17 protein-coding genes, 1 tRNA gene and 1 pseudogene are annotated in these 20,088 nt (G+C 43.5%); 7 read left to right on the forward strand and 12 right to left on the reverse strand.

Annotation, left to right across the window (positions count from 1 at the left end; genetic code table 11):
* Positions 1-11 precede the first annotated feature (11 nt).
* Positions 12-2,195 (reverse strand): ATP-dependent helicase, encoded by a 2,184-nt coding sequence (locus tag AC5JPO_RS03750; RefSeq protein ID WP_493853308.1) that lies wholly within the window; start codon positions 2,193-2,195, stop codon positions 12-14.
* A gap of 503 nt (positions 2,196-2,698) precedes the next feature.
* On the opposite strand from AC5JPO_RS03750, the gene ychF reads away from it, so the two are divergent.
* The 4 genes from ychF (at position 2,699) to AC5JPO_RS03770 (ending at position 6,863) form a co-directional block, all read left to right on the forward strand.
* Positions 2,699-3,790 carry a redox-regulated ATPase YchF gene (gene ychF, locus AC5JPO_RS03755; RefSeq protein WP_443524295.1) on the forward strand — a complete coding sequence of 364 codons (1,092 nt, stop codon included), beginning with the start codon at positions 2,699-2,701 and terminating at the stop codon, positions 3,788-3,790.
* A 184-nt stretch (positions 3,791-3,974) separates the two neighbouring features.
* Positions 3,975-4,496, forward strand: a complete 522-nt coding sequence (locus AC5JPO_RS03760; protein WP_493853309.1) for a hypothetical protein — start codon at positions 3,975-3,977, stop codon at positions 4,494-4,496.
* Positions 4,497-4,664: 168 nt separating this feature from the next.
* Positions 4,665-6,077 (forward strand): deoxyguanosinetriphosphate triphosphohydrolase, encoded by a 1,413-nt coding sequence (locus AC5JPO_RS03765; protein ID WP_493853310.1) that lies wholly within the window; start codon positions 4,665-4,667, stop codon positions 6,075-6,077.
* 105 nt (positions 6,078-6,182) lie between these two features.
* Positions 6,183-6,863 (forward strand): TetR family transcriptional regulator, encoded by a 681-nt coding sequence (locus AC5JPO_RS03770; RefSeq protein WP_319050194.1) that lies wholly within the window; start codon positions 6,183-6,185, stop codon positions 6,861-6,863.
* 21 nt (positions 6,864-6,884) lie between these two features.
* On the opposite strand, the gene gspK is transcribed toward AC5JPO_RS03770, so the two are convergent.
* From gspK to tsaA, 8 genes are all read right to left on the reverse strand, one after another.
* On the reverse strand, positions 6,885-7,949 hold the full coding sequence (gene gspK / locus AC5JPO_RS03775; RefSeq protein WP_493853311.1) for a type II secretion system minor pseudopilin GspK: 1,065 nt from the start codon (positions 7,947-7,949) through the stop codon (positions 6,885-6,887).
* A gap of 48 nt (positions 7,950-7,997) precedes the next feature.
* Positions 7,998-8,825, reverse strand: coding sequence for a type II secretion system minor pseudopilin GspJ (gene gspJ / locus AC5JPO_RS03780; RefSeq protein ID WP_493853312.1), 828 nt, complete (start codon positions 8,823-8,825; stop codon positions 7,998-8,000).
* Positions 8,822-9,286 (reverse strand): type II secretion system minor pseudopilin GspI, encoded by a 465-nt coding sequence (gspI, locus tag AC5JPO_RS03785; protein WP_493853313.1) that lies wholly within the window; start codon positions 9,284-9,286, stop codon positions 8,822-8,824. The genes gspJ and gspI overlap by 4 nt, the downstream gene beginning before the upstream one ends.
* Positions 9,287-9,315: 29 nt before the next feature.
* A complete protein-coding gene (locus tag AC5JPO_RS03790; protein WP_493853314.1) occupies positions 9,316-10,167 on the reverse strand; it encodes a prepilin-type N-terminal cleavage/methylation domain-containing protein in 852 nt (283 codons plus the stop codon).
* Between the two features lie 159 nt (positions 10,168-10,326).
* Entirely contained in the window at positions 10,327-11,010 is a 684-nt protein-coding gene (locus tag AC5JPO_RS03795) for a TetR/AcrR family transcriptional regulator (RefSeq protein WP_319050189.1), read from the reverse strand.
* 233 nt (positions 11,011-11,243) lie between these two features.
* Positions 11,244-12,032: a TatD family hydrolase gene (locus AC5JPO_RS03800; RefSeq protein WP_493843422.1), complete on the reverse strand. Its 789-nt coding sequence runs from the start codon at positions 12,030-12,032 to the stop codon at positions 11,244-11,246.
* A gap of 238 nt (positions 12,033-12,270) precedes the next feature.
* Positions 12,271-14,058 (reverse strand): type IV pilus assembly ATPase TfpB, encoded by a 1,788-nt coding sequence (tfpB, locus tag AC5JPO_RS03805; RefSeq protein ID WP_493853315.1) that lies wholly within the window; start codon positions 14,056-14,058, stop codon positions 12,271-12,273.
* A gap of 53 nt (positions 14,059-14,111) precedes the next feature.
* Positions 14,112-15,017 (reverse strand): tRNA (N6-threonylcarbamoyladenosine(37)-N6)-methyltransferase TrmO, encoded by a 906-nt coding sequence (gene tsaA, locus AC5JPO_RS03810; protein WP_493853316.1) that lies wholly within the window; start codon positions 15,015-15,017, stop codon positions 14,112-14,114.
* Positions 15,018-15,459: 442 nt separating this feature from the next.
* Here tsaA and AC5JPO_RS03815 point away from each other — a divergent pair, with 442 nt between their 5' ends.
* The 3 genes from AC5JPO_RS03815 (at position 15,460) to AC5JPO_RS03825 (ending at position 17,985) form a co-directional block, all read left to right on the forward strand.
* Positions 15,460-16,233 (forward strand): ferredoxin--NADP reductase, encoded by a 774-nt coding sequence (locus AC5JPO_RS03815; protein ID WP_319050186.1) that lies wholly within the window; start codon positions 15,460-15,462, stop codon positions 16,231-16,233.
* A gap of 140 nt (positions 16,234-16,373) precedes the next feature.
* A tRNA-Leu gene (locus AC5JPO_RS03820) sits at positions 16,374-16,460 on the forward strand.
* A gap of 163 nt (positions 16,461-16,623) precedes the next feature.
* The gene (locus AC5JPO_RS03825) at positions 16,624-17,985 is read left to right on the forward strand and encodes a tyrosine-type recombinase/integrase (protein ID WP_493853317.1); all 1,362 of its coding nucleotides are present in this window, start codon (positions 16,624-16,626) and stop codon (positions 17,983-17,985) included.
* Between the two features lie 419 nt (positions 17,986-18,404).
* Here the strand turns inward: AC5JPO_RS03825 and AC5JPO_RS03830 are convergent.
* The 3 genes and pseudogenes from AC5JPO_RS03830 to AC5JPO_RS03840 all read right to left on the reverse strand — a co-directional run bounded on the left by AC5JPO_RS03830 (position 18,405) and on the right by AC5JPO_RS03840 (position 19,579).
* A pseudogene (locus AC5JPO_RS03830) lies at positions 18,405-18,779 on the reverse strand (MobA/MobL family protein).
* A gap of 2 nt (positions 18,780-18,781) precedes the next feature.
* Positions 18,782-19,036: a hypothetical protein gene (locus AC5JPO_RS03835; protein ID WP_087041294.1), complete on the reverse strand. Its 255-nt coding sequence runs from the start codon at positions 19,034-19,036 to the stop codon at positions 18,782-18,784.
* 222 nt (positions 19,037-19,258) lie between these two features.
* Positions 19,259-19,579: a hypothetical protein gene (locus AC5JPO_RS03840; protein WP_087041293.1), complete on the reverse strand. Its 321-nt coding sequence runs from the start codon at positions 19,577-19,579 to the stop codon at positions 19,259-19,261.
* Positions 19,580-20,088: the final 509 nt, after the last annotated feature.

Raw genomic sequence — 20,088 nt, forward strand, 5'->3', positions numbered from 1 at the left:
CTCATCAACAGTTACCACCACATTGGATCATCATTGTCTATGATAGGCGGTTTTACCGTTTCTACTGTTACCTCGTCGGCAGATAATTCCGCGATGAAGCGTGAGGCCATATCAAAGTATCCAGAGTAGCTAGAAAAATAGTTCGGCGCGGTCAGATACAGCTGAGTTTTTGCGCGGCTACAGGCCACATAAAACAGTTTACGCTCTTCTTCCAATGCTTCAAAGTCATCTAGCGAGCGATGATGCGGCGTGATGCCATCTACTAACGAGTTGACGAACACAACTGGCCACTCAAGCCCCTTAGCACTATGAATGGTTGAAATGGTGACCTTATCATTACTCTGTTCATCGTCAGAGCGCCCCATGACCGCGACCGAATCATTCGGTGGGTCGAGCGCAAGATTTTCTAAAAAACTATCAAGGCTGGTATGCTCTGTTGCTAAGTTCTTTAACACCCGAAAGTCTTCGGTACGCTCACGCCAATTGTCTTCAATCAGCTTTAACACAGGAATATAAAAATCAAGAATACGCTCAATGGCTATTTCAACCGATTCCGCTTTCTGGGCGCTGACAAGTGTATGGTATAGCGGTTGTAATTGTTCACTTTTCTTGGCAAACGGCGCTGCCAATAACGGCTCAAACGCATTGTTGTCAGCAGTGATGGCTTGTGTGAGACGAGTTGCGGTAACTGCGCCTACCCCTTTAAACAAGGTCAATATACGGTGCCACGCAATCGTATCATTCGGGTTGTAAAGTATTTTAACGAACGCCAGCACATCTTTGATATGGCGCCTTTCGATGAATTTGATACCGCCCACCACGATAAAGGGAATATTGCGCGCCATAAACTCCAACTGTACATAATTGGACTGAAAAGACGTACGGCACAACACAGCAAAATCGTTATAGTCAAACTCTGGCTTGAGCGCGATAATTTTATTAGTAATATAACTCGCTTCTTTCGTCTCATCGCTGAGTCGTCGAAATATTGGCTTGTCGCCTGCTACAGGTGCGTCAGAGTACAACTGCTTTTGATAGCCCAAGGTAATTTGCGCTGACAATGCATTGATGTAGTTTAAAACTGATGGCGTGCTGCGATAATTTTGTTCAAGCTTGATAAGTTTGGCAGCAGGATATGTCTCACCGAACAGCAAAATGTTTTCGTAGTTCGCCCCGCGAAAGGCGTAGATGCTTTGATTGTCATCACCAACGACCATTAGTGACACCGAATCAGGCTCACATATCAAATCGATCAGCTGTTTTTGAGGGATATTGGTGTCTTGGTATTCATCAACCATGACATAGCCGTACGTGCTTTGGAGTCGCTGCCTAAAGGTGTCGTTGGTTTTTAGATGACGCACCACTTGACTGATGATGTCGTCAAAATCGTACAGATGATTGGCGCGCTTATACTCATGAAAATCGATTGCTAACTGCTCGATGATAGGAATGTGTACCGCGATATCAGGGTAATTGCTTTCTATTAAGTCGCGAATATGAATGCGCCTGTTTCTAGACGTTGACATGATATTTTGCAGTGTTTTTTTACGTGGAAAAGCTTGGGTTTTGGTTTGTGCGGGATATTTTTTTTCTTTATGTACCAAGTCAATCGCATCTTCGCTATCACTGGTATCCAAAATAGTAAATCGTGGATTGATACCAAGCAGCCCAGAATACTGGCGTAGCAGCATATTGCAAAACGAATGGAACGTGCCACTCGTGATGCTGTTTAATGCCTTATCTGTTGGTAGCTTATCTTCAGCTAGCTCTTCGTTTGTTAGCCTACTTGCCAGCAAAGACTTAGCGCGATCTTTGATTTCATTCGCGGCTTTACGAGTGAATGTCAGTAGTAATATCTCTTTAGGCGATACCCCGTTTTCGAGCAAGTAACTGGTACGATAGGTCAAGGTTTTGGTTTTGCCAGAGCCTGCGCCCGCAATGACCAACACTTTACCTTCGGTGGTAGTGGCTGCCATAAGCTGATCGGGATTTAACTCGCTGGCATAGTCAACCGTTAATCCTAAATGACTATCTAACCGTTGAGCGAGAAGCTTGGTATTTTTGACATCACTGGTATGAATTAAATTTGCCTCTAGCTTTTTTATGGCCTGCTCAAGTCGAGCAAGCTTAGGCTTCATCTCAAGGAAGTTTTGCGGATATTTATAGCGCTGTGTATCAAAGATCGAGATTGTCATCGTCAGATATTGCCTTACATTTTATTTTGGTGCGAACTGATTGTTTTTTGGTCAGCTTTTTATCGCTGTGATATCAGGCTACAGAATCAGTATTAGCTGTTAAGTCAAACACCACACAAGTGCTTCATCGTCTTGTGCTTTAGGGTACTGTTTGTATCAGATAGCTTACCATACTAAAAAGTCTTGAATAACCGCGCAAAAGTAATGCTTACCACTCATATAAGCTGCCCGACTCGTTTATGGACGCTCGATGTATACGAACCTAGCCATCGAGCAAGCTGTCATTGGCAGGCAAAAACCTTAGCATATAAAGTAACAACCTCACCCCTATTCAGGTAAATTTGCTACAATGTGCCCAATTTTGATTGACTATCTGACTGCTGTTCTAAATGCCTATTTTAAATGCGCTTTGTTTCGTACAGGTGAGGTTTTAGGCTTACGCCATAATCAGTCTGATAGTCACTACATACCAACTATTTTTATTAATACATTGAGAGAATGTTATGGGTTTTAATTGCGGCATCGTCGGCCTACCAAACGTGGGTAAATCCACCTTGTTTAATGCATTAACCAAAGCGGGTATTGCCGCTGAAAACTTTCCATTTTGTACCAAAGATCCCAATACTGGTATCGTACCAGTACCTGACCCACGCCTAAAGCAACTGGCTGATATCGTCAATCCTGAGCGCGTGATGCCTACGACCATGGAGTTTGTCGATATTGCAGGGCTGGTCGCAGGCGCTTCAAAAGGTGAAGGTATGGGCAACCAGTTCCTAGCCAATATCCGTGAGACTGATGCGATTGCTCACGTCGTTCGCTGTTTTGACGATGACAACGTGGTACACGTTGATGGTCGCGTCAGCCCGATTGATGATATTGAAACCATCAATACTGAGCTGGCTTTAGCCGACTTAGAAGCCGTTGAACGCGCTATCCTTAACTTGACCAAAAAAGCCAAAGGCGGTGACAAAGACGCCAGTGCCATGCTTGATGTGTTCAAAAAGATTGAGCCATTATTAGCAGAAGGTAAAGCGGCACGTGCGGCTACTCTAGATGCTGATGAGAAAAAACTGATCAGAAGCTATGGTTTAATCACCCTAAAACCTACCATGTATATCGCAAACGTTGCTGAAGATGGTTTTGAAAACAACCCATACCTCGATGCGGTGCGCGACTATGCAACTGGTGAAGACTCTATCGTGATCGCTCTATGCAACCAAATCGAAGCTGAAATTGCTCAGCTGGACGAAGAAGATAAGAAAGACTTCTTAGCTGAGATGGATATGGAAGAGGCCGGTCTTGACCAAGTCATCCGCGGTGGTTACGACTTACTTGATATGCAGACCTACTTCACAGCTGGCGTAAAAGAAGTGCGCGCATGGACAGTAGCCATTGGCGCAACCGCACCGCAAGCAGCAGGCGTGATCCACACTGATTTTGAGCGTGGTTTTATTCGTGCCGAAGTCATCGCCTATGATGATTTCATCGAACATAATGGTGAGAAAGGCGCTGCCGCTGCTGGTAAGTCACGTCTAGAAGGCAAAACTTATATCGTGCAAGATGGCGATGTCATGCACTTTAGATTTAACGTGTAGCTTTAGATAGTTAACACTGTTTAGTCGCTAACAAGCCGATGCTGGATATTTTCCAGCATCGGCTTTATTTTATTACTTAATTGTTATAATATAACATATCTTTTTTGTGTTATTTTAGGATTATATTGTGATCAATTCTTTTACTTTTTCCAAATTCGCAAGCGCTGCTCTAGTAAGCAGTGTTATGACAGTTTCACTGTTAGGTTGCCAGCCCAAAACAGACAGTGAACCAGTAGCATCTGAAGATGTGACAGCCATAGACAGTCATGCAGAACACGATGAACATGCTCATGAAGAGCATGACCACGAAGCACATGATGATATGGAACACGATCATGAAAGTCATAGTGACATGGACACTCACGAAGGACATGATCATGCAGGTCACGACCATTCTGAGCACGCCAGCAACAGCATAACGTTCACCTGTGAGCCAGCTGCTACTATCGGTGTCTCTTATCATAATGATGTTACGCCGCAGACAGCACATCTGCTTATCGATGGTATCGAGTACGATTTGTCAGCGGCTTCTGATAGCAATGTGAATACGGATAAAGCCATCTACACCAGTGATATTGGCTTAGATAACGATCATGGTATTATCTGGCAAGTAAATGGTGACAGTGCGACATTGCTAAACAAAACATTAGACAGTAACGTGGCTATCGAAGAGGAAGACGTACTTTTTGACTGTCAGAAGTCTTAATATGGTCCGTTCAATATCTATTAGTTATAAAGGCGGCGAGTGACAGTACCATTATGAGTCAGCTAGGCAAGACTGACACTCTATTCACTGTATAAAGAATGGACTATAGCTGTACCAAGGTCGCTATTTTGCTATGCTAGAGGCTCCCTTGGTTTCGGATGTTTTAGTATGCTAAGTACCTCTCCCTCTTTGCTGTCTTCTACCGCGCAATGGTCTCATCTTCTCAACTCGCAACGTCTTGGCGCTGCCAAAAAGCCTAACGCAAATACCAGTACACGCTCTCAGTTCCATAAAGACTACGACAGGTTGGTATTTTCTCACTCATTTCGTCAGTTAAACCAAAAAACCCAAGTCCATCCTTTGACCAATCAACTGGGCATTCATACTCGCCTCACCCATTCACTTGAGGTATCCTCTATTGGGCGCTCCTTAGGCATGATGGCAGCAGAAAAACTCCATGATAAGTTGGGCAGTGGTCTACCAGCAGGCGTCTCACCATATGATGTCGGGGTAATAGTACAGGCGGCCTGTCTCGCTCATGATATTGGTAACCCACCTTTTGGCCATGCTGGAGAGTACGCCATTCGTGATTGGTTTAGACAGTCCGATCCTCAAACGATATTACAACAGCTGAGTAGCAATGAGCTATTGGACTTACTGGCTTACGAAGGCAATGCTCAAGGGTTTCGGCTCTTAGTACGCAATGAGCATCATCCTGATAAAGGCGGTATGCGTCTCACCTGCGCAACGCTAGGCGCTTTTATGAAGTATCCTTGGCTCGCCACTCACAGCAATGATACTAATGATAAAAACCACAATATACAGAAGTTTGGCTGCTTTTATAGTGAAGCTGCTCAGTTAGAGGAGCTGGCAGCGTGTTTACAGCTGCCGCGCGCCGCACAACACGATGGGTTTGCTCGTCATCCTTTAGCTTATCTATTAGAAGCGGCAGACGACATCTGCTATGCGCTAATCGATTTAGAAGATGGCATTAATCTCAATATGCTAACCTATCATGAGGTTGCCACGATATTCTATGAATTGATTGGTGAGCGTCCTGATAGCGTCAGCCTGCCCGCGCACATGTCTGTTAGGCAGAGCCTCGCATCATTGCGATCACGCGCTATGATGCGTTTGGTTAATACAGTCACCGATGCTTTTGTCGCCAACAGTGCAGCGTTGCTGGCTGGTACACTGCAAGGCAGCTTGTTTGCTCACTGTGATACTAGCGTACAAAACGGTATCTTGCAGGCCAAGCAATTAGCGCGTGAAAAGATATTCAATCACCCAAGCAAAGTCAGAATGGAGCTGATGGCCAACCAATGTCTGCATCGCCTGATGGATGCTTTTGTGCCATTGGCTTGGACAGGCTCTAAAGTAGACAGCTTATCATCGATGTCTTTTGAGCAGCAGCGTCTACTGAGCTTACTACAGCCACATTTTGACGAACATCGCCGCGTGTTATCAGACGATATTTATGACAATATATTGAATATTTTAGATTTTATTACAGGTATGAATGACCACGAGGCTTATCGATTGGCGCAAGAACTGCAGGGCCATTGGGGTACCGTGGTTTAAAAAACTAGGTACAGATCTAGTAAATTCACACGAATTGCGCATTTTGGTCGTATTTGTGCGTTGAAATGAGTATGATAAACACTTATCGGACAATTTTGAAATATTATGAGCAGTCGCGAACAAAAGAAACTTCAAACTCGGCACGCTTTTTTTAACGCCGTACTCGATCTATGTATGACAGGGCAATCTTTTAGCTCTATTAGTCTCAGGCAAGTCACCCGCGAGGTTGGCGTAGTGCCGACTGCGTTTTATCGTCATTTTGATGATATGGAGTCACTAGGGCGCGCCTTAGTCATCGAGGAGCTGGGCGGTACGCTAGCCGCACTTAGCGATAGTCTACAAATTGGACGTAAACGCAGTTTTGATCGTCAGATAGCTAAGAGTATTCAGCTGTTTTTGTATATGGTCAGCGACCAGCCTTATTACTGGCAGTTTTTGGTCAGTGAACGTTATGGCGGTTCAGAAGCGGTACGCAAAGCTATTAATGAGTTAGTAAAAAAGCACGCCCAAAGCTTAGCAGATGATTTGGCGTTACAGCCAGCGTTTACGCATATCAATGCTTATGATCGCCGTTTGCTTGCTGAGGCTGGCGTAAATATGTTCTTTTCTTGGATTATCGACTGGTTGGAGTTGACCTATACTGAAGACCACGATGATGAGATCGATCTAAATGAGATCGAAGAGAATAAGCAGTTGATGCTCCATAATTGTACTCGTCAAGCACAGATGTTGTTTTATGGTGCTTATAACTGGAAATCGAGTGAAGAGACTCGCCTGCGAGATTAATGAGTCATTCACGATGATTCACTAAAAACTCGGACGAAAAGCCCATAGTCGCTGTCCAATCACTTTGATTTCTTTGGGCGTGTCGCTATTGGTATTACTACCATCAGTACCGTTTGGGGTTTGGTTATTATTTGACTGCTGGCTGTCATTCACTGCGGTCTTGCTGATTAAAACGGTAGCAAAGCGCTGTCTACCCCGTCCATTATCAGTCACAGCATTGTCATTTGCTGTGATAAGCGCCATAAAAGCTTGACTGTCAACTGCTAGCAACGGAACTATCGCTTGACGCTGTGCATCATCTACGTCGCTCAGATTTGCCAGCTGCCATATCTCATCGACAGAGGTCAGTGCTTGCCGTGCGCGCGCGTCGACCAATCCTTGCATCTGCTGGCTGGTTGCACCATCAATCAGTGCTGCTAACAATACTGGGCTGGCAGCATTGATGTTGATAGGCACGTAATAAGGAACCGCAGTCAGATAAGGTCGCATGGTCGCTAACGCCTCAGCACTTACCCCTTGCACTTCTTGTAACTGATCAATACTGACAAAAGATTGATTAGGTAAAGCGCCATTTGTAGTGCCGCTTGGCTGCTGGGCGTATACTGTGCTTTCATCACCACCATCTTGATAGACATCGCTGTCCGCATCTTGCCAATCAAGTACCGCAATAGCAATATCTGTCTCTAGGTTTAGTTCAGTCAATAATCGTTGAAAGACTGCCAGTGCAGCCGTATTAACCGCACCGCCTTGATACAAATTATTGATATTAAAACGACCCGCCTCATCGCGCAATTCAATACTGATACCATGGTTCGCCAATGTGTAAGGCGGAATTGGCTGTGCCCAAATGTCTCGCTCACTATCGGTATCGTTAAGCTGACTATCCGCGCGAATCATCGTCACTGCCAACTGTTGACCGGCATCGATATCTTGCAATAGCTGATTTTGATCAAACAATAAGCCGCTGCGCCTAATAGCGACCTTTTGACTGGCCAACATCGCTCCTGCAACCACGGTAATACTCACGACCAATAGCAAGATCGTGAGCAGCGCCACGCCGCGCTGAGCATTCACTGTTATTGACATATATAGCCTTTATCGCTGAGCAAGCGATGCCTGTTAAATACTACCCTTTCAATTACCATTTTCTGTACTGCCATTATCTGTATTGCTGCTACCATTACTATCACTATCGTTACCATTACCCTCAGGATTGTTAGTCACGCTTGGCGTACTTTGTGGTATCGGCTGCGGAGTAAGCGCCCACTGCCACGTGATTGGCATATCTTGATACGTAAAATTAATAGAAACACCTTTTGGGAGCAGAACAGCATCGGGCTCACTACTCTCGGTATTTGCTGTCTGTCCCAAGGCAGTGTTGATATTGGTGCTACTACTATTGATATCATCACTTGGAAATTTAGGGCTTAGCTCTGGCAGATAGGCTTGCCAACGTCCTGCGCTAATATCTTCTAATAGCACGCTGTCTAAGCTGACGCTATTGCTTCCATTTTCTAGACTGGTGTACTGCCGACGTATTAAGCGCCCATCTGCAAATACATATTCGATACGCTGGACGCTCGTGCTGCTTTGATAGCGTGGGTCAGGATCAGCAAAACGTACAAAGCTGATGTGCTCACTATCTACCTTCATGAAAGGCTCAGGTACTGTTTCGCTGGTTTGCTCGCCTGCTGGACTGGTACTATCTGTACGGTTACTTGTAGGCACAGCAACACTGACGTTTAGATCGCTAAGCGCTTGATAAGGGACTACTTGTGCCATATCTTGTTGCAGCTGCAAATAAGCATACTGTAGTACAGCCAAGTTATCAGCATGGGTTTGGGCGCGTTCACGAGCGCGGTTGACACTATCAAACACTTGCCAGCCTGCGACTGCTAGCATCGCGAATATCGCCATAGCAACCATCAGCTCAAGCAGTGTAAATCCACGCTGTCGCTTCACAGACCATCTCCTGCTTGCCCGGTACTATCACCACTCGCGTTATTAAAGTCTAAGCTTGCCGTATCTTGCTCAGCATTACTTAGCATGACACTAATATCAGTGACCGAGGTACGCGTTTGTCCATCTATGATAGGTGCCACCGATATATTAACTTCTTTTAGAGCAGGTGTGATGGCATCGCCAACTGTCATCACTATTTGCCAGTCACGACCTTGAGCATTCACGGTTTGAGTACGATTGGCGGTCAGCCATGTCTCTTGGATTCGTAAGTCAGCAGCGGCATTTTGCGCCACAAAATGAGCGAGCGTACGGGTACGCAATATATCAACCGATCTTAAATACGCACTGCTGGCACGGCTGGCTGCTACTGCCACTACTGCCAAGATAGCTAAAGCAACCATCACTTCGATTAACGTAAATCCACTCTCACGTTTAGCATTGATTGCTCTCGACTTATTCATCGTTCTGGGACTGTTAGATCGTTTACTCACTATAGTCCCTGCCCTATCATCATACTACCATCAGGCATAATGGTAATCACTTCCCCTACTAGTCGCGAGTCATGGATGACTTCAATAGTAACTGGTGTCGCTTGTCCCGTACCAAACCATAATAGCTGTGGTACGGTTTGATCACTAAACCAAGGTTGTAGCGACTGCGTCTGTCCTGTACTTGTCAGATTGATAGCGTCCAAACTTTGGACTCTGATACTGACACCAGCAGGTAACTCAGGCAAGCTCACTTCTGACTCAAGATCCCAGCTCGGTGTTGGCTGCTGCTCTCCAGTGGAGCCTGACATACCGCCCAGATCTGCAGACAGCTCCATCGAGTTTTTCGACTGGCTGTCGATACTATTTGAGAAGGTACCTGATAGGGTGCCTGATACGCTATCAGCAGTTTGATAAGCGATATAGGGATTTGACAAGGTGACGATGACGGGCTCTATTTGACCTTGATTATCTGCTTGTAGACGTAAGCCCATTGGCTGCATACGCTCAGCTGATAGTAGACGAACGTAGCTCAAAGAATCGGTAAAGTGCTCATAAAAGGCGCGGTTTTTTCGGGATTCGCTACTCCCAACAGACAGACTCATCATGCCAGCAAATATAGACAGAATAACCACCACTACTACGATTTCAACCAGCGTAAAGCCAGTCTGCGTGGTCTTATATATCGATAAAGGAGATAATGAGTAACAAACAGCTGTAGGAGCACCGCTGTAGTGAGGGTTTGTAGATATCGTATCGAAGTGGGGTAAACATGAGGAACGTGAGGCTTGACTGATTAAGGCTAAAGGGCGAGTGGCCACTGAGCTGGACTGAGTCTTGACAGTGACCGGCATATCGCACCTATAGAGCCTGTAATTCGTTTATATATGTAGGATAATAGATTTTGCTTTTGTAAACACTAAAAAGAGACATTTTAATGTGCTGCCATATCGGGTATAACAACACAGAAATGACATCATTGAGGATAACCAAAATAGTAGATTATAGATTTTTTAGTAATTGGTATTGCGATGCTCTTCTGACTCAGTGTCGATCTGCTCTACTAGCTCTTGCATGTCCTCATCCATTACTTCATCATCCTCAGCGGGATAATGACTAGGCAACTCTAGCATTTGCTGAACAAATGCGTAGCGCAAGGTATCACGGCGACCCAAGTAACGCTGATAAAAACTTGAATTTAGCAGCCCTGCACCGCCTTGACCCATCGCCCAAATAGAAGACAAATAGTCACGTGTGCTCAAACTACTATGCTCGTCTTTTAAGTAGGCACTGATAATATCAATCAGGCGCTTCATACGTTGGCGGCGAATATCATATAGCTCACCAAACAAGCGATTGAGACCAGTGACTGACGCGGCAAGACGCTCTTCGATTTGATTCAGTAGCATTGCTTTTTGCGGATTAAATAACTGCTGAAAAATCATGCGGGCAACACCTGCTGATGGGCAGTCATCAATACGGTTAATATCAAACAGTTGCTCTTCATAACGAATAATAATACGTAGGTAGAGCTCATCTTTACTAGAAAAATGCTTATATAGCGTGCCTTTGGCCAAGTCTAGCTGATCTGCCAAACTGTCCAACGTAATATCACCATCGCCTGACTCAAGTAGCAATTGCTCTGCCATCGCTAAGATATTCTCTTCTCGTGCCTTGAACTGATGCTGACGACTCATAATCTCTCCTAAAACATGACAAGATTAAGCATACAACCATCATTCACAGCAGTATAGGTAGTGAGCGTCTAATGCTATACCAAAACTGCTAAAGCTCTACAACGGGGAATATGCTTATGTTTGCTGACATAGTTATCGGTAGTCATGTGGTTATATTTATTGTGATAAATACTTAGGGGGATTGAACCACAAGACTATCGAATAAATGACTGATTGGTCATAGCATAACCATTTTAGTGGTACTGTGCCAGTAAATTTTCAAAGTTTTTTGCCGTCAATGCCCCTACTTCTTCTGCACTACAACCATACATGTCTGCGATGCAGCTCGCCACGTAGGGCACATACGCAGGCTCATTGGGTCTACCGCGTTTGGGGACTGGCGCCAAGTACGGACTATCAGTTTCGATTAATATTCTATCTCTTGGCATTTGTTTAGCAGCATCCTTGATATCTTGCGCGCTCTTAAAACTCACGATACCTGAGAATGAGATATAAAAACCCAGATCCAAAGCACGCTTTGCGGTCTCCCAGTCTTCAGTAAAACAATGAATGATGCCATGCTCAGCGCCCTCACTTTTTAGGATATCTATCGTATCCTCTTTTGCATCGCGCATATGGATCACAAGCGGTTTTTTTAACTGTTGACTGGCATGAACATGGCGCGCAAGGCTGGCTTGCTGCTCTTTTTTATTTTCTGTTGACCAATAGTAGTCAAGACCCGTTTCTCCTATTGCCCATACGTGATCAGCCTTTGCGGTTTCTATCAGGCGCTCGACTGTCGCTGATTGCAAGACACCAATATCTTCACAGGGATGGATACCCACACTCATCCCTAAATTGAGTGTCTCATCGCCATAGGTACTAACAATATTTGCAATCTCATCATATTCCGCAAAATCACACATAATTGCCATCGCACGCGTCACATTGGCAGCTTTCATGGCATCAATTGCACCTGTCAGTTGACCATCATACTTGGTTAAATCTAAGCGGTTTAGGTGGCAATGTGTATCTGTAAACATAAATAATCTCGTTATTGGAAGCGTATCGGTGAAAACTATGCAATAAAAACTATGCAAATTAAAAATTCGTTAGTATCTTAATTGTTCTATCAATGATGGTTTTCAAGTAGTGGATGATTTTCGAGCGGCGTAAGTTCAAGCCAAGCAGCGTAAGTGCAGCTACGTGCAACGGAAAATAGACTTACGCGCGGCTGGGTATTTAATGAGCGTATTTTCAATTAACGTATGGTGCCTACCGTTAATGCAGCGGCACCACCCGCATGACTTCTTCTATCGTTGTCACCCCTTCGCTAATGCGTTTAGCACCTGAGAGACGCAGTGGCTGCACACCTTCACGGTACGCTTGCTGTTTGAGCACATCCAAGTTTGCATCAGCGGCGACCAGTTTTTTCAATTCATTAGATAATGGCATAATCTCGTAGAGGCCAACTCGGCCCTGATAGCCTGTATGGCGGCAGTGCTCACAGCCCTGCGCCATATAAATCTGCGCAGGTACTGCTGCACGCCATGGTTGGACCAACTCTTGCCATTGAATGGCGATTTCGCTATCTGGTGTCACGTCTACTGCTTGCTTGCAATGCGAGCATAGCGTACGTAGCAATCGCTGTGCCATAACCCCTAGTATCGTCGCTGACGTCAAAAACGGCTGGATACCGAGATCATGCAGACGAGTGAGTGAGCTTGGTGCATCGTTGGTGTGAAGCGTCGAGAGTACCAAATGTCCTGTTAGTGAAGCCTGTACGGCCATATTTGCCGTTTCGGCATCCCGAATCTCGCCCACCATAATAATGTCAGGATCCTGACGCATCAACGAGCGAATACCATCAGCAAAGTACAGATCAACTCCTGGATTGACCTGCATTTGGTTAAATGCAGGCTCTATCATCTCAATCGGATCTTCAATCGTACAGACATTGACTTGCTCAGTGGCCAGTTGCTTGAGCGTGCTATAAAGAGTCGTGGTCTTACCTGAGCCTGTCGGGCCCGTGACTAGAATAATACCATTAGGGTTCGCAGTCAGCTGATGCCAAGTCTCAAGCTGCTTGCCTGAGAGCCCGAGCTGAGCAAATGAGCGTACGAGTACTTCAGGATCAAATACCCGCATGACCAGCTTTTCACCAAAAGCAGTGGGCATGGTTGAGAGACGTAACTCAGTCTCCAATCCTTTTGGTGTACGGGTTTTTAAGCGACCATCTTGGGGTTTGCGTTTTTCTGCGACGTTGAGACGCCCCAAAATTTTGATACGTGCTGTCACTGCCACGATGATCGCAAGCGGCATCTCATACACAGTATGCAGCACGCCATCGATACGGAACCGCACTTTTCCCGTTTCACGGCGTGGCTCTAAATGGATGTCACTGGCGCGCTGCTCAAAGGCATATTGCAACAGCCAATCAACGACTCTGACAATATGCTGATCATTGGCATCAGGATTGGTATTGTCACCCAACTGCAATAACGCTTCGACGTTAGTGACATCAGCCGCGGCACGTTTGTGAACATTATTTGCCCCAGCGATCGCTTGCGTGACTTGATAGAACTCCTGACGGTAACGATTGATTTGGTCAGGACTGATATAAACCGTACGATAGCTCTTTAATTTAATCAGCTTTTCAATACTGGAGTGCCAATCGGTATAAAAAGGCTGGTCGGTACCGATGACGACCTCATCTAGAGTAACCTCTATCGGCAAAATATGCTGTGAGCGCGCGTACTCAAATGACATCAGCTGCGTGACGGCAGGCACATCAATCTTGAGCGGATCGATACGGACCAGCGACACGCCCGCTTTTGATGCTAGCCACTGATTTAACCATGCCAGCGTCAGTTTACTTTCAGCGCTCGTGTCTGCTGCATGACCATTCGGCAACCCAAACTCACTAATCGTCAGCAGTGGATGCTGCGTTTTATCACGGCGACTGGTAATCACTAGGTTGTAGCTGCGCTGATCAATGATTTTATCTGCCAATAACTCATCTAGGCACCAACGCAAATCAATCACTATCGAATAATTTTGAGCAGACATATTTTTCTTCTTCTATTATGGTTAAATGGTCCCTTATCAGATAAGGCACCAAATCATACGAGCGCTATTGCCACCACTGATGTTATTTGTAGCTGCCCTGACGCTATTAGCCCAAAGCCCACATCAACAGACTTATAACGCATCACAAATGATGCATCCACCTCTTGACGACGATAAGCTGGACGCGGGTCTTGAGCGATTAGCGCTTTGATAGCATCGATATCAGAGACTACCAGCTGGCTTTGTATCTGACGAAGTGTTGCAGCTACTGTAACATTTCTGGATGCACTGTTTATATGGCTACTTATATGGTTGCTTATATGAGTACTGCCCTCGTCACTATCGTTGATACCAGCTGGTTCTTTAGTGCTCACTAGCAGCATAAACTGCTCGTAAGCATGCTCGGTCATAATCACGTCTAGCAGCGTTGGCGCAGCGGGTGCAAACCCGCTTTGTACCTGTATGAGTGCATCGCTATAGGATACATATGGCTTTATATCAATAATTGGGGTGCCGTCTATCATATCAGCACCTTTAATGATAAGTAGTATACGACCTTGTACCACCTCTACACGCTCAAGTTTGACGACAGACAACCCCAATGCTGATGGTCGATACATACTACGACTGGCAAACACCCCTATCTTTTGGTTACCACCCAATCTTGGAGGGCGCACTTGTGCTCGAAAGTTACTATCCGCTTGATGGTTGCCGTTATATCCGGAATCTTTGTATCGATAATTATGATGAAACTGCCAACTGATCCATATATGACTAAAAGCGTCTAAACCCTCAAACGCAGCTGGCGTATCATAGGGCGCGACCATTTCTATAGCGCTGGTCAGCGCGACCAGATTTGGTTGGCGCGGTGCTCCAAACTTTTGTGAAAGCGGTGCACGGTGGTAGCCAATGATAGGCGATTGATGATAACCAACTAAAGGCATATTGCCATCAGACATAAGCCTGCTCCAGTAATAGCTGACTGTCTTTTTAGACAGTTCTATCAAATGATACAAAATTACTCACTAACGATATTCCATTTTATCATGCTAGAAGGTAACGGCTAGACGGATTTTTATTTTAAAGTTTGGTATTATGAGCAATAATTTTGATGAGAGTCTTTTTCATTTGTACTCTCTGATACTTATTTGTAAAGGCTATTAGCATCGATTATGAATGGGTATGCGAAATACAATATAGGCTATCTTCTCTTTTATAAAGACTGATAGGCCAGATTTATTATTAAACCTTCGTTACTTGCGTTTTAATAATCAGGATTTTCGATAACTATTAGAATACTGGTAGGTTTTTATATTTTTTAATCTATCATTGAAAATTTTGATTTAATACGTATTTAAACGTGACGACACCGACAGCAACTTATTAATTAACGAGGACTTTATGTCAAAACTTCGCACCGAAACGGTCACAGAGGTTCATCACTGGAATGACTCTCTATTTAGCATCAAAACCACTCGTGACGATGGCTTACGCTTTCGTAATGGCGAATTTGCGATGATTGGACTTGTTGTCGATGGCAAACCATTGCTACGTGCTTACTCGATTGCCAGTCCTAACTACGAAGATCAATTAGAGTTCTTTTCTATCAAAGTTCAAGACGGTCCATTGACGTCACGCTTACAGCACATCAAAGTGGGCGATGAGCTATTGGTCAGCAAAAAACCCACCGGCACATTGGTACTAGATGACCTATTGCCTGGTAAGCATCTATATATGCTCTCGACGGGTACTGGGCTTGCACCATTCTTAGCGTTAGCACGTGATCCTGAAGTTTATGAACGCTTTGATAAAATCATCTTAGTACATGGCGTCCGTCATGCTCATGACTTGGCTTATCGTGATATGTTCGAAAACGAGCTGCCTAATGATGAGATATTTGGTGAATGGTACCGCGAAAAATTCATCTACTACCCGACTGTTACTCGTGAAGAGTTTAAGAATCAGGGACGTGTCACAGACTTAATGAAGTCAGGTAAACTGTTTGAAGATATTGGCTTGCCACCGATGAATAAAGACGATGACCGTGTCATGTTATGTGGTAGCATGCCGTTCAATGCTGAGGTTTCAGAGATTCTAGATGGCTTTGGTCTTACTGTTTCACCACGTATGGGTGTGCAAGCTGACTATGCCGTTGAGCGTGCCTTTGTCGGTTAGATTGAGAGTAACTTAGGGAATAAAAAATTATCTAAAATAATTCTTGACGCCTGCAAATAGGCTGCTATAATACGCAGCCTATACAGTCAACACTGTAGCCAAATTCGATAATAGTTGTAATAAACATTATCTCCTAACATGCCAGTGTGATGGAATTGGTAGACATGACGGATTCAAAATCCGTTGCCTTTAAAAGCGTGTCGGTTCGAGTCCGACCACTGGTACCAATATATAGTTCTATAGCTACTTATAGAGCAGCTAAAGCCCCTGATATCAGGGGCTTTGTTGTATCTGGCGTTCCATACTGTCCCATGAATCTATCCTAATCCATGCATCTGATGTACACTACTATGTACACTGGTTTTTAAATGTACATTGGAGATGTCAGCCATGGAAGCACGCAAGCCAATCAGCTCTGACCGTAGCATCAGCAGTCATAAAGCCGATGATAAAGAATATCTGGTCTCTGTAAAAAATCATCCTATGCTTTATCTCATGGTTAGACCTAACGGCACTAAATCTTGGGTTTATCGCTACCTGTCTCCTACTCATTCAAAAAACAAACGTATATCGCTTGGCGTGTATCCAAACGTATCGTTTTCACGTGCCTGTGAAATTTGGCGTGAATATGAAGAGCTATTAAGCCGTAGCATTGACCCCAAAAACCATCGTGAAGAATTGAAGAAAAGTCTTGTTAGTAAAACTAAAAATTCTTTTAATCATTTTTCTTGGGAGTATTTTGAAGGACTAGAGAAGACTCAAAAAGGTAATACGTTAATTCGTAAAAGAGGCCGTTTAGAGCTTATATGCTCCTATATTGGTAATGAACCTATTAGTGAAATTGGCTCACCTAGAATGCTCGAAGTGTTACTAGACATCCAAGCTAACTCATTAAATAAAGTTGGCAAACCCACGGATAAGGCTGAACGCTGTGCAGGCATCGCTAGTGACGTATTTATCTATGCTGGAGCTCGTGGATTCTGTAGCAGCAATCCTGCGGCGCTTATTAAGAGTCAATTAGCTAAGTCTAGCTATGGTCATCGTCCTGCTATCACTAATCCTAAAGATTTGGGCAAACTACTGCGAGCTGTTGAAACCATAGAAGGCGATCCGAACACTATTAACTCCCTTAGGCTATTGGCATTACTATTCGTACGTAACGGTGATCTACGCCGTATGAGATGGGCTGATATTGATCTAGAGGCTAGTAGGTGGCAATTAAAGCCATTAAAAGGCCAAGGTAAGGTAAACATGGTTAAGGATATGGTGGTTCCCCTACCTGATCAAGCTGTAGCTATACTACGTGAACAGCAAAAGATTAATGGTCATACCGAATATGTCTTTTTTAGCAAAACGGCAAAAAAGCACCAGATTATCTCTGAAAATACAGCAAACAAACGCCTTAAGGATTTAGGCTATCAAAACATACATTGTGCTCATGGCTTTCGAGCGACAGCAAAGACACTCTTACAAGAGCAGTTAAAGTATCCGCTTGTGCTTGTAGAGATGGCATTGGGTCATACCACTAAAGATCCTAATGGAAGCGCTTACGGTCGATTTGAGTACATTGATGATCGTAGCGATATGATGCAGAAGTGGGCTGACTATTTAGATGCACTCAGAGAAGGAAGAGATACGGCTGAGTTTAGAGCGGATGCACAAACCAAAGCTGACTCTACCGCGCAACTGCAAGCGTTAGTCGATCAGCTTGGAGAGGATAAGGTTTTAGAACTGTTGAAAAACAAAGGTTAAGATACTGCTTTCTAAGTAAATTGAGTCATATACTATTTACTAAAAAACGTTTAACAATCACTCTCAAAAGGCTCAATCAGTAATACATTTAAAGGTCTGCGCAGATATCCATGTTTATTTTGACGAAATCACTCCAACCTATTTGATCAGTTAAATAAGTTTTATAGTAGTCTCCTACTCTACAGATTAAAGGCCTTTCACTATAGCTATTGCACAGATTACTCACCTCATTAAAATACTGACATACTCCATCATCGCGATCTAAGTAGATAGTTAACTTGCTTAAGTTAATACGGTGACAGCATTTGCCACACGAGGCGAAATATAAGGCACTGGTGCACAAGATTTATGAGCAGTGTATTGCAGCTTGATATGTTCGCTGCTATAGCTCGAAAAGACTACTAGGATCGCCATAACCGTCAGATATAATGTATTGCCTCATCAACGGCAACACCATATTGATTGGCTAAGTCCTTGGCGAACTCATTAACCAACATGATCCGTTCACGTCCTGATAACTTATGAGGCAAATTAACGACAATCTCTCTAGCAGTTCTGCTGTTCTTTCTTGTTTCGGTGGCTTCCGCTAAGTTCCAAAGCTCATCACGCTTAATTTCTAAATCGTTTGGGGTATGAAGTCAAGTAGATACTACACCGCTTCTTTTGGTGTAGTCGTGTTCTTTGCCTGTGCGTTCATCTTTGATAGCAATACCGGCACGATAAGCAATAGACGCAGTGGCGGTTCTTCCGCTACTGCGCGATACTGGCTTAGTCGATAGGTGATAAATCGCCATACTTACTCAACAGAGGTATGTTTTAACTTGATGGCATCAAGGTCAATCGAATTATTGGTATCTAATGCTTTTCCTAGTTCTTGAAAAATCTTGTCAGCGACATCTTTCTCGCTAACTCTAAGCTGTAAAAAAATTCTGTTTCCTTGAGCTGGATGAATATTAATATCGTGGCAGGTAGCTGAGGTTGAATCTAGTTCAACTTGAGCAATATTATTTATGCTAATGTATTTATTCTCAAATTTTAAAAAAGCAGCCATTAGAAAATCCTTTATTTTATCTTTTAGGGGTCAAGGGGATTACCCCCTCTGCGAATTATGAAATCTATCTAACTATAACAAAGTGAAATGTTAGCATAGTTTTTGTAAGTTTATACTTATCCAAAAAACTGGAAGGTAAATAAAAAATACCTGTACTTAAAATATATTCGGTGGTTACTTTAGGTTTTAATAAGGTTGCTATAATAAATTAGAACTCGGAACTTATCCATAAGGAGTGTAGCCAATACAGTGTGCCGTACTTCTTTGGTTTTCAATACCTAACTCTGAACAAATGATGTCATACATGTCTGGAGAAAAACCGCCTCTGCGAAACCATGTTCTTCCTTCTTTACTCATTTCCACTGTCCCAGATATCTTTCCATAAACACCTTCAAGATTATTTTTTACAATAAAATTAGATATTTCTATTATCGTTGTGAAATTACTATAGTAAGCATTTTCTAAGAGATTATTTAACATTTCGGTAACTTCAGGTTCAAAACAATATTTGTGAGTGAGTGTTAACAATGTGAAATTTTTCATGTTTTTACTAAAATGCCTATAGAAATGTAAATTTATTAAACCTTAAAAAATCTAATATTTGGAGAACAGTCTAAGTCCAATATTAAATATTAAGGATCTTGAGTAGAAAAGAAACACTGGATGAAGCTAATCGTTTACAAAAGTAGATTTAAAAACAGCTAAATGGTCAGAAATTTGTGCTTGGTAGTATGATAATGAAAATAGCTGATAAAGATCCTAGCCGTATTACTCAACTTTTAGCTGATACTGATGAATATGTGAATATGAAAGCTGATATTAGCTATTTATAGGGCTTTGAAAGAAAATTGGGTATAATGTGCCAGGAAATGGTAATCAGAATGGTATGAGCAAAAATAGAGCTGTTTACGATACTAATTAATCATCGTCATCGTCGTAGTAATCATTGTAAGCTTTAGAAGCTTTAGAAGCTTTAGAAGCTTCTACATTACCGCTTCCACCATGGTTGCTGTTGGTCCATATTGTTCTGTATAAGACCTATACCGAAACAT

It is taken from the genome of Psychrobacter sp. H25 (assembly GCF_059076335.1).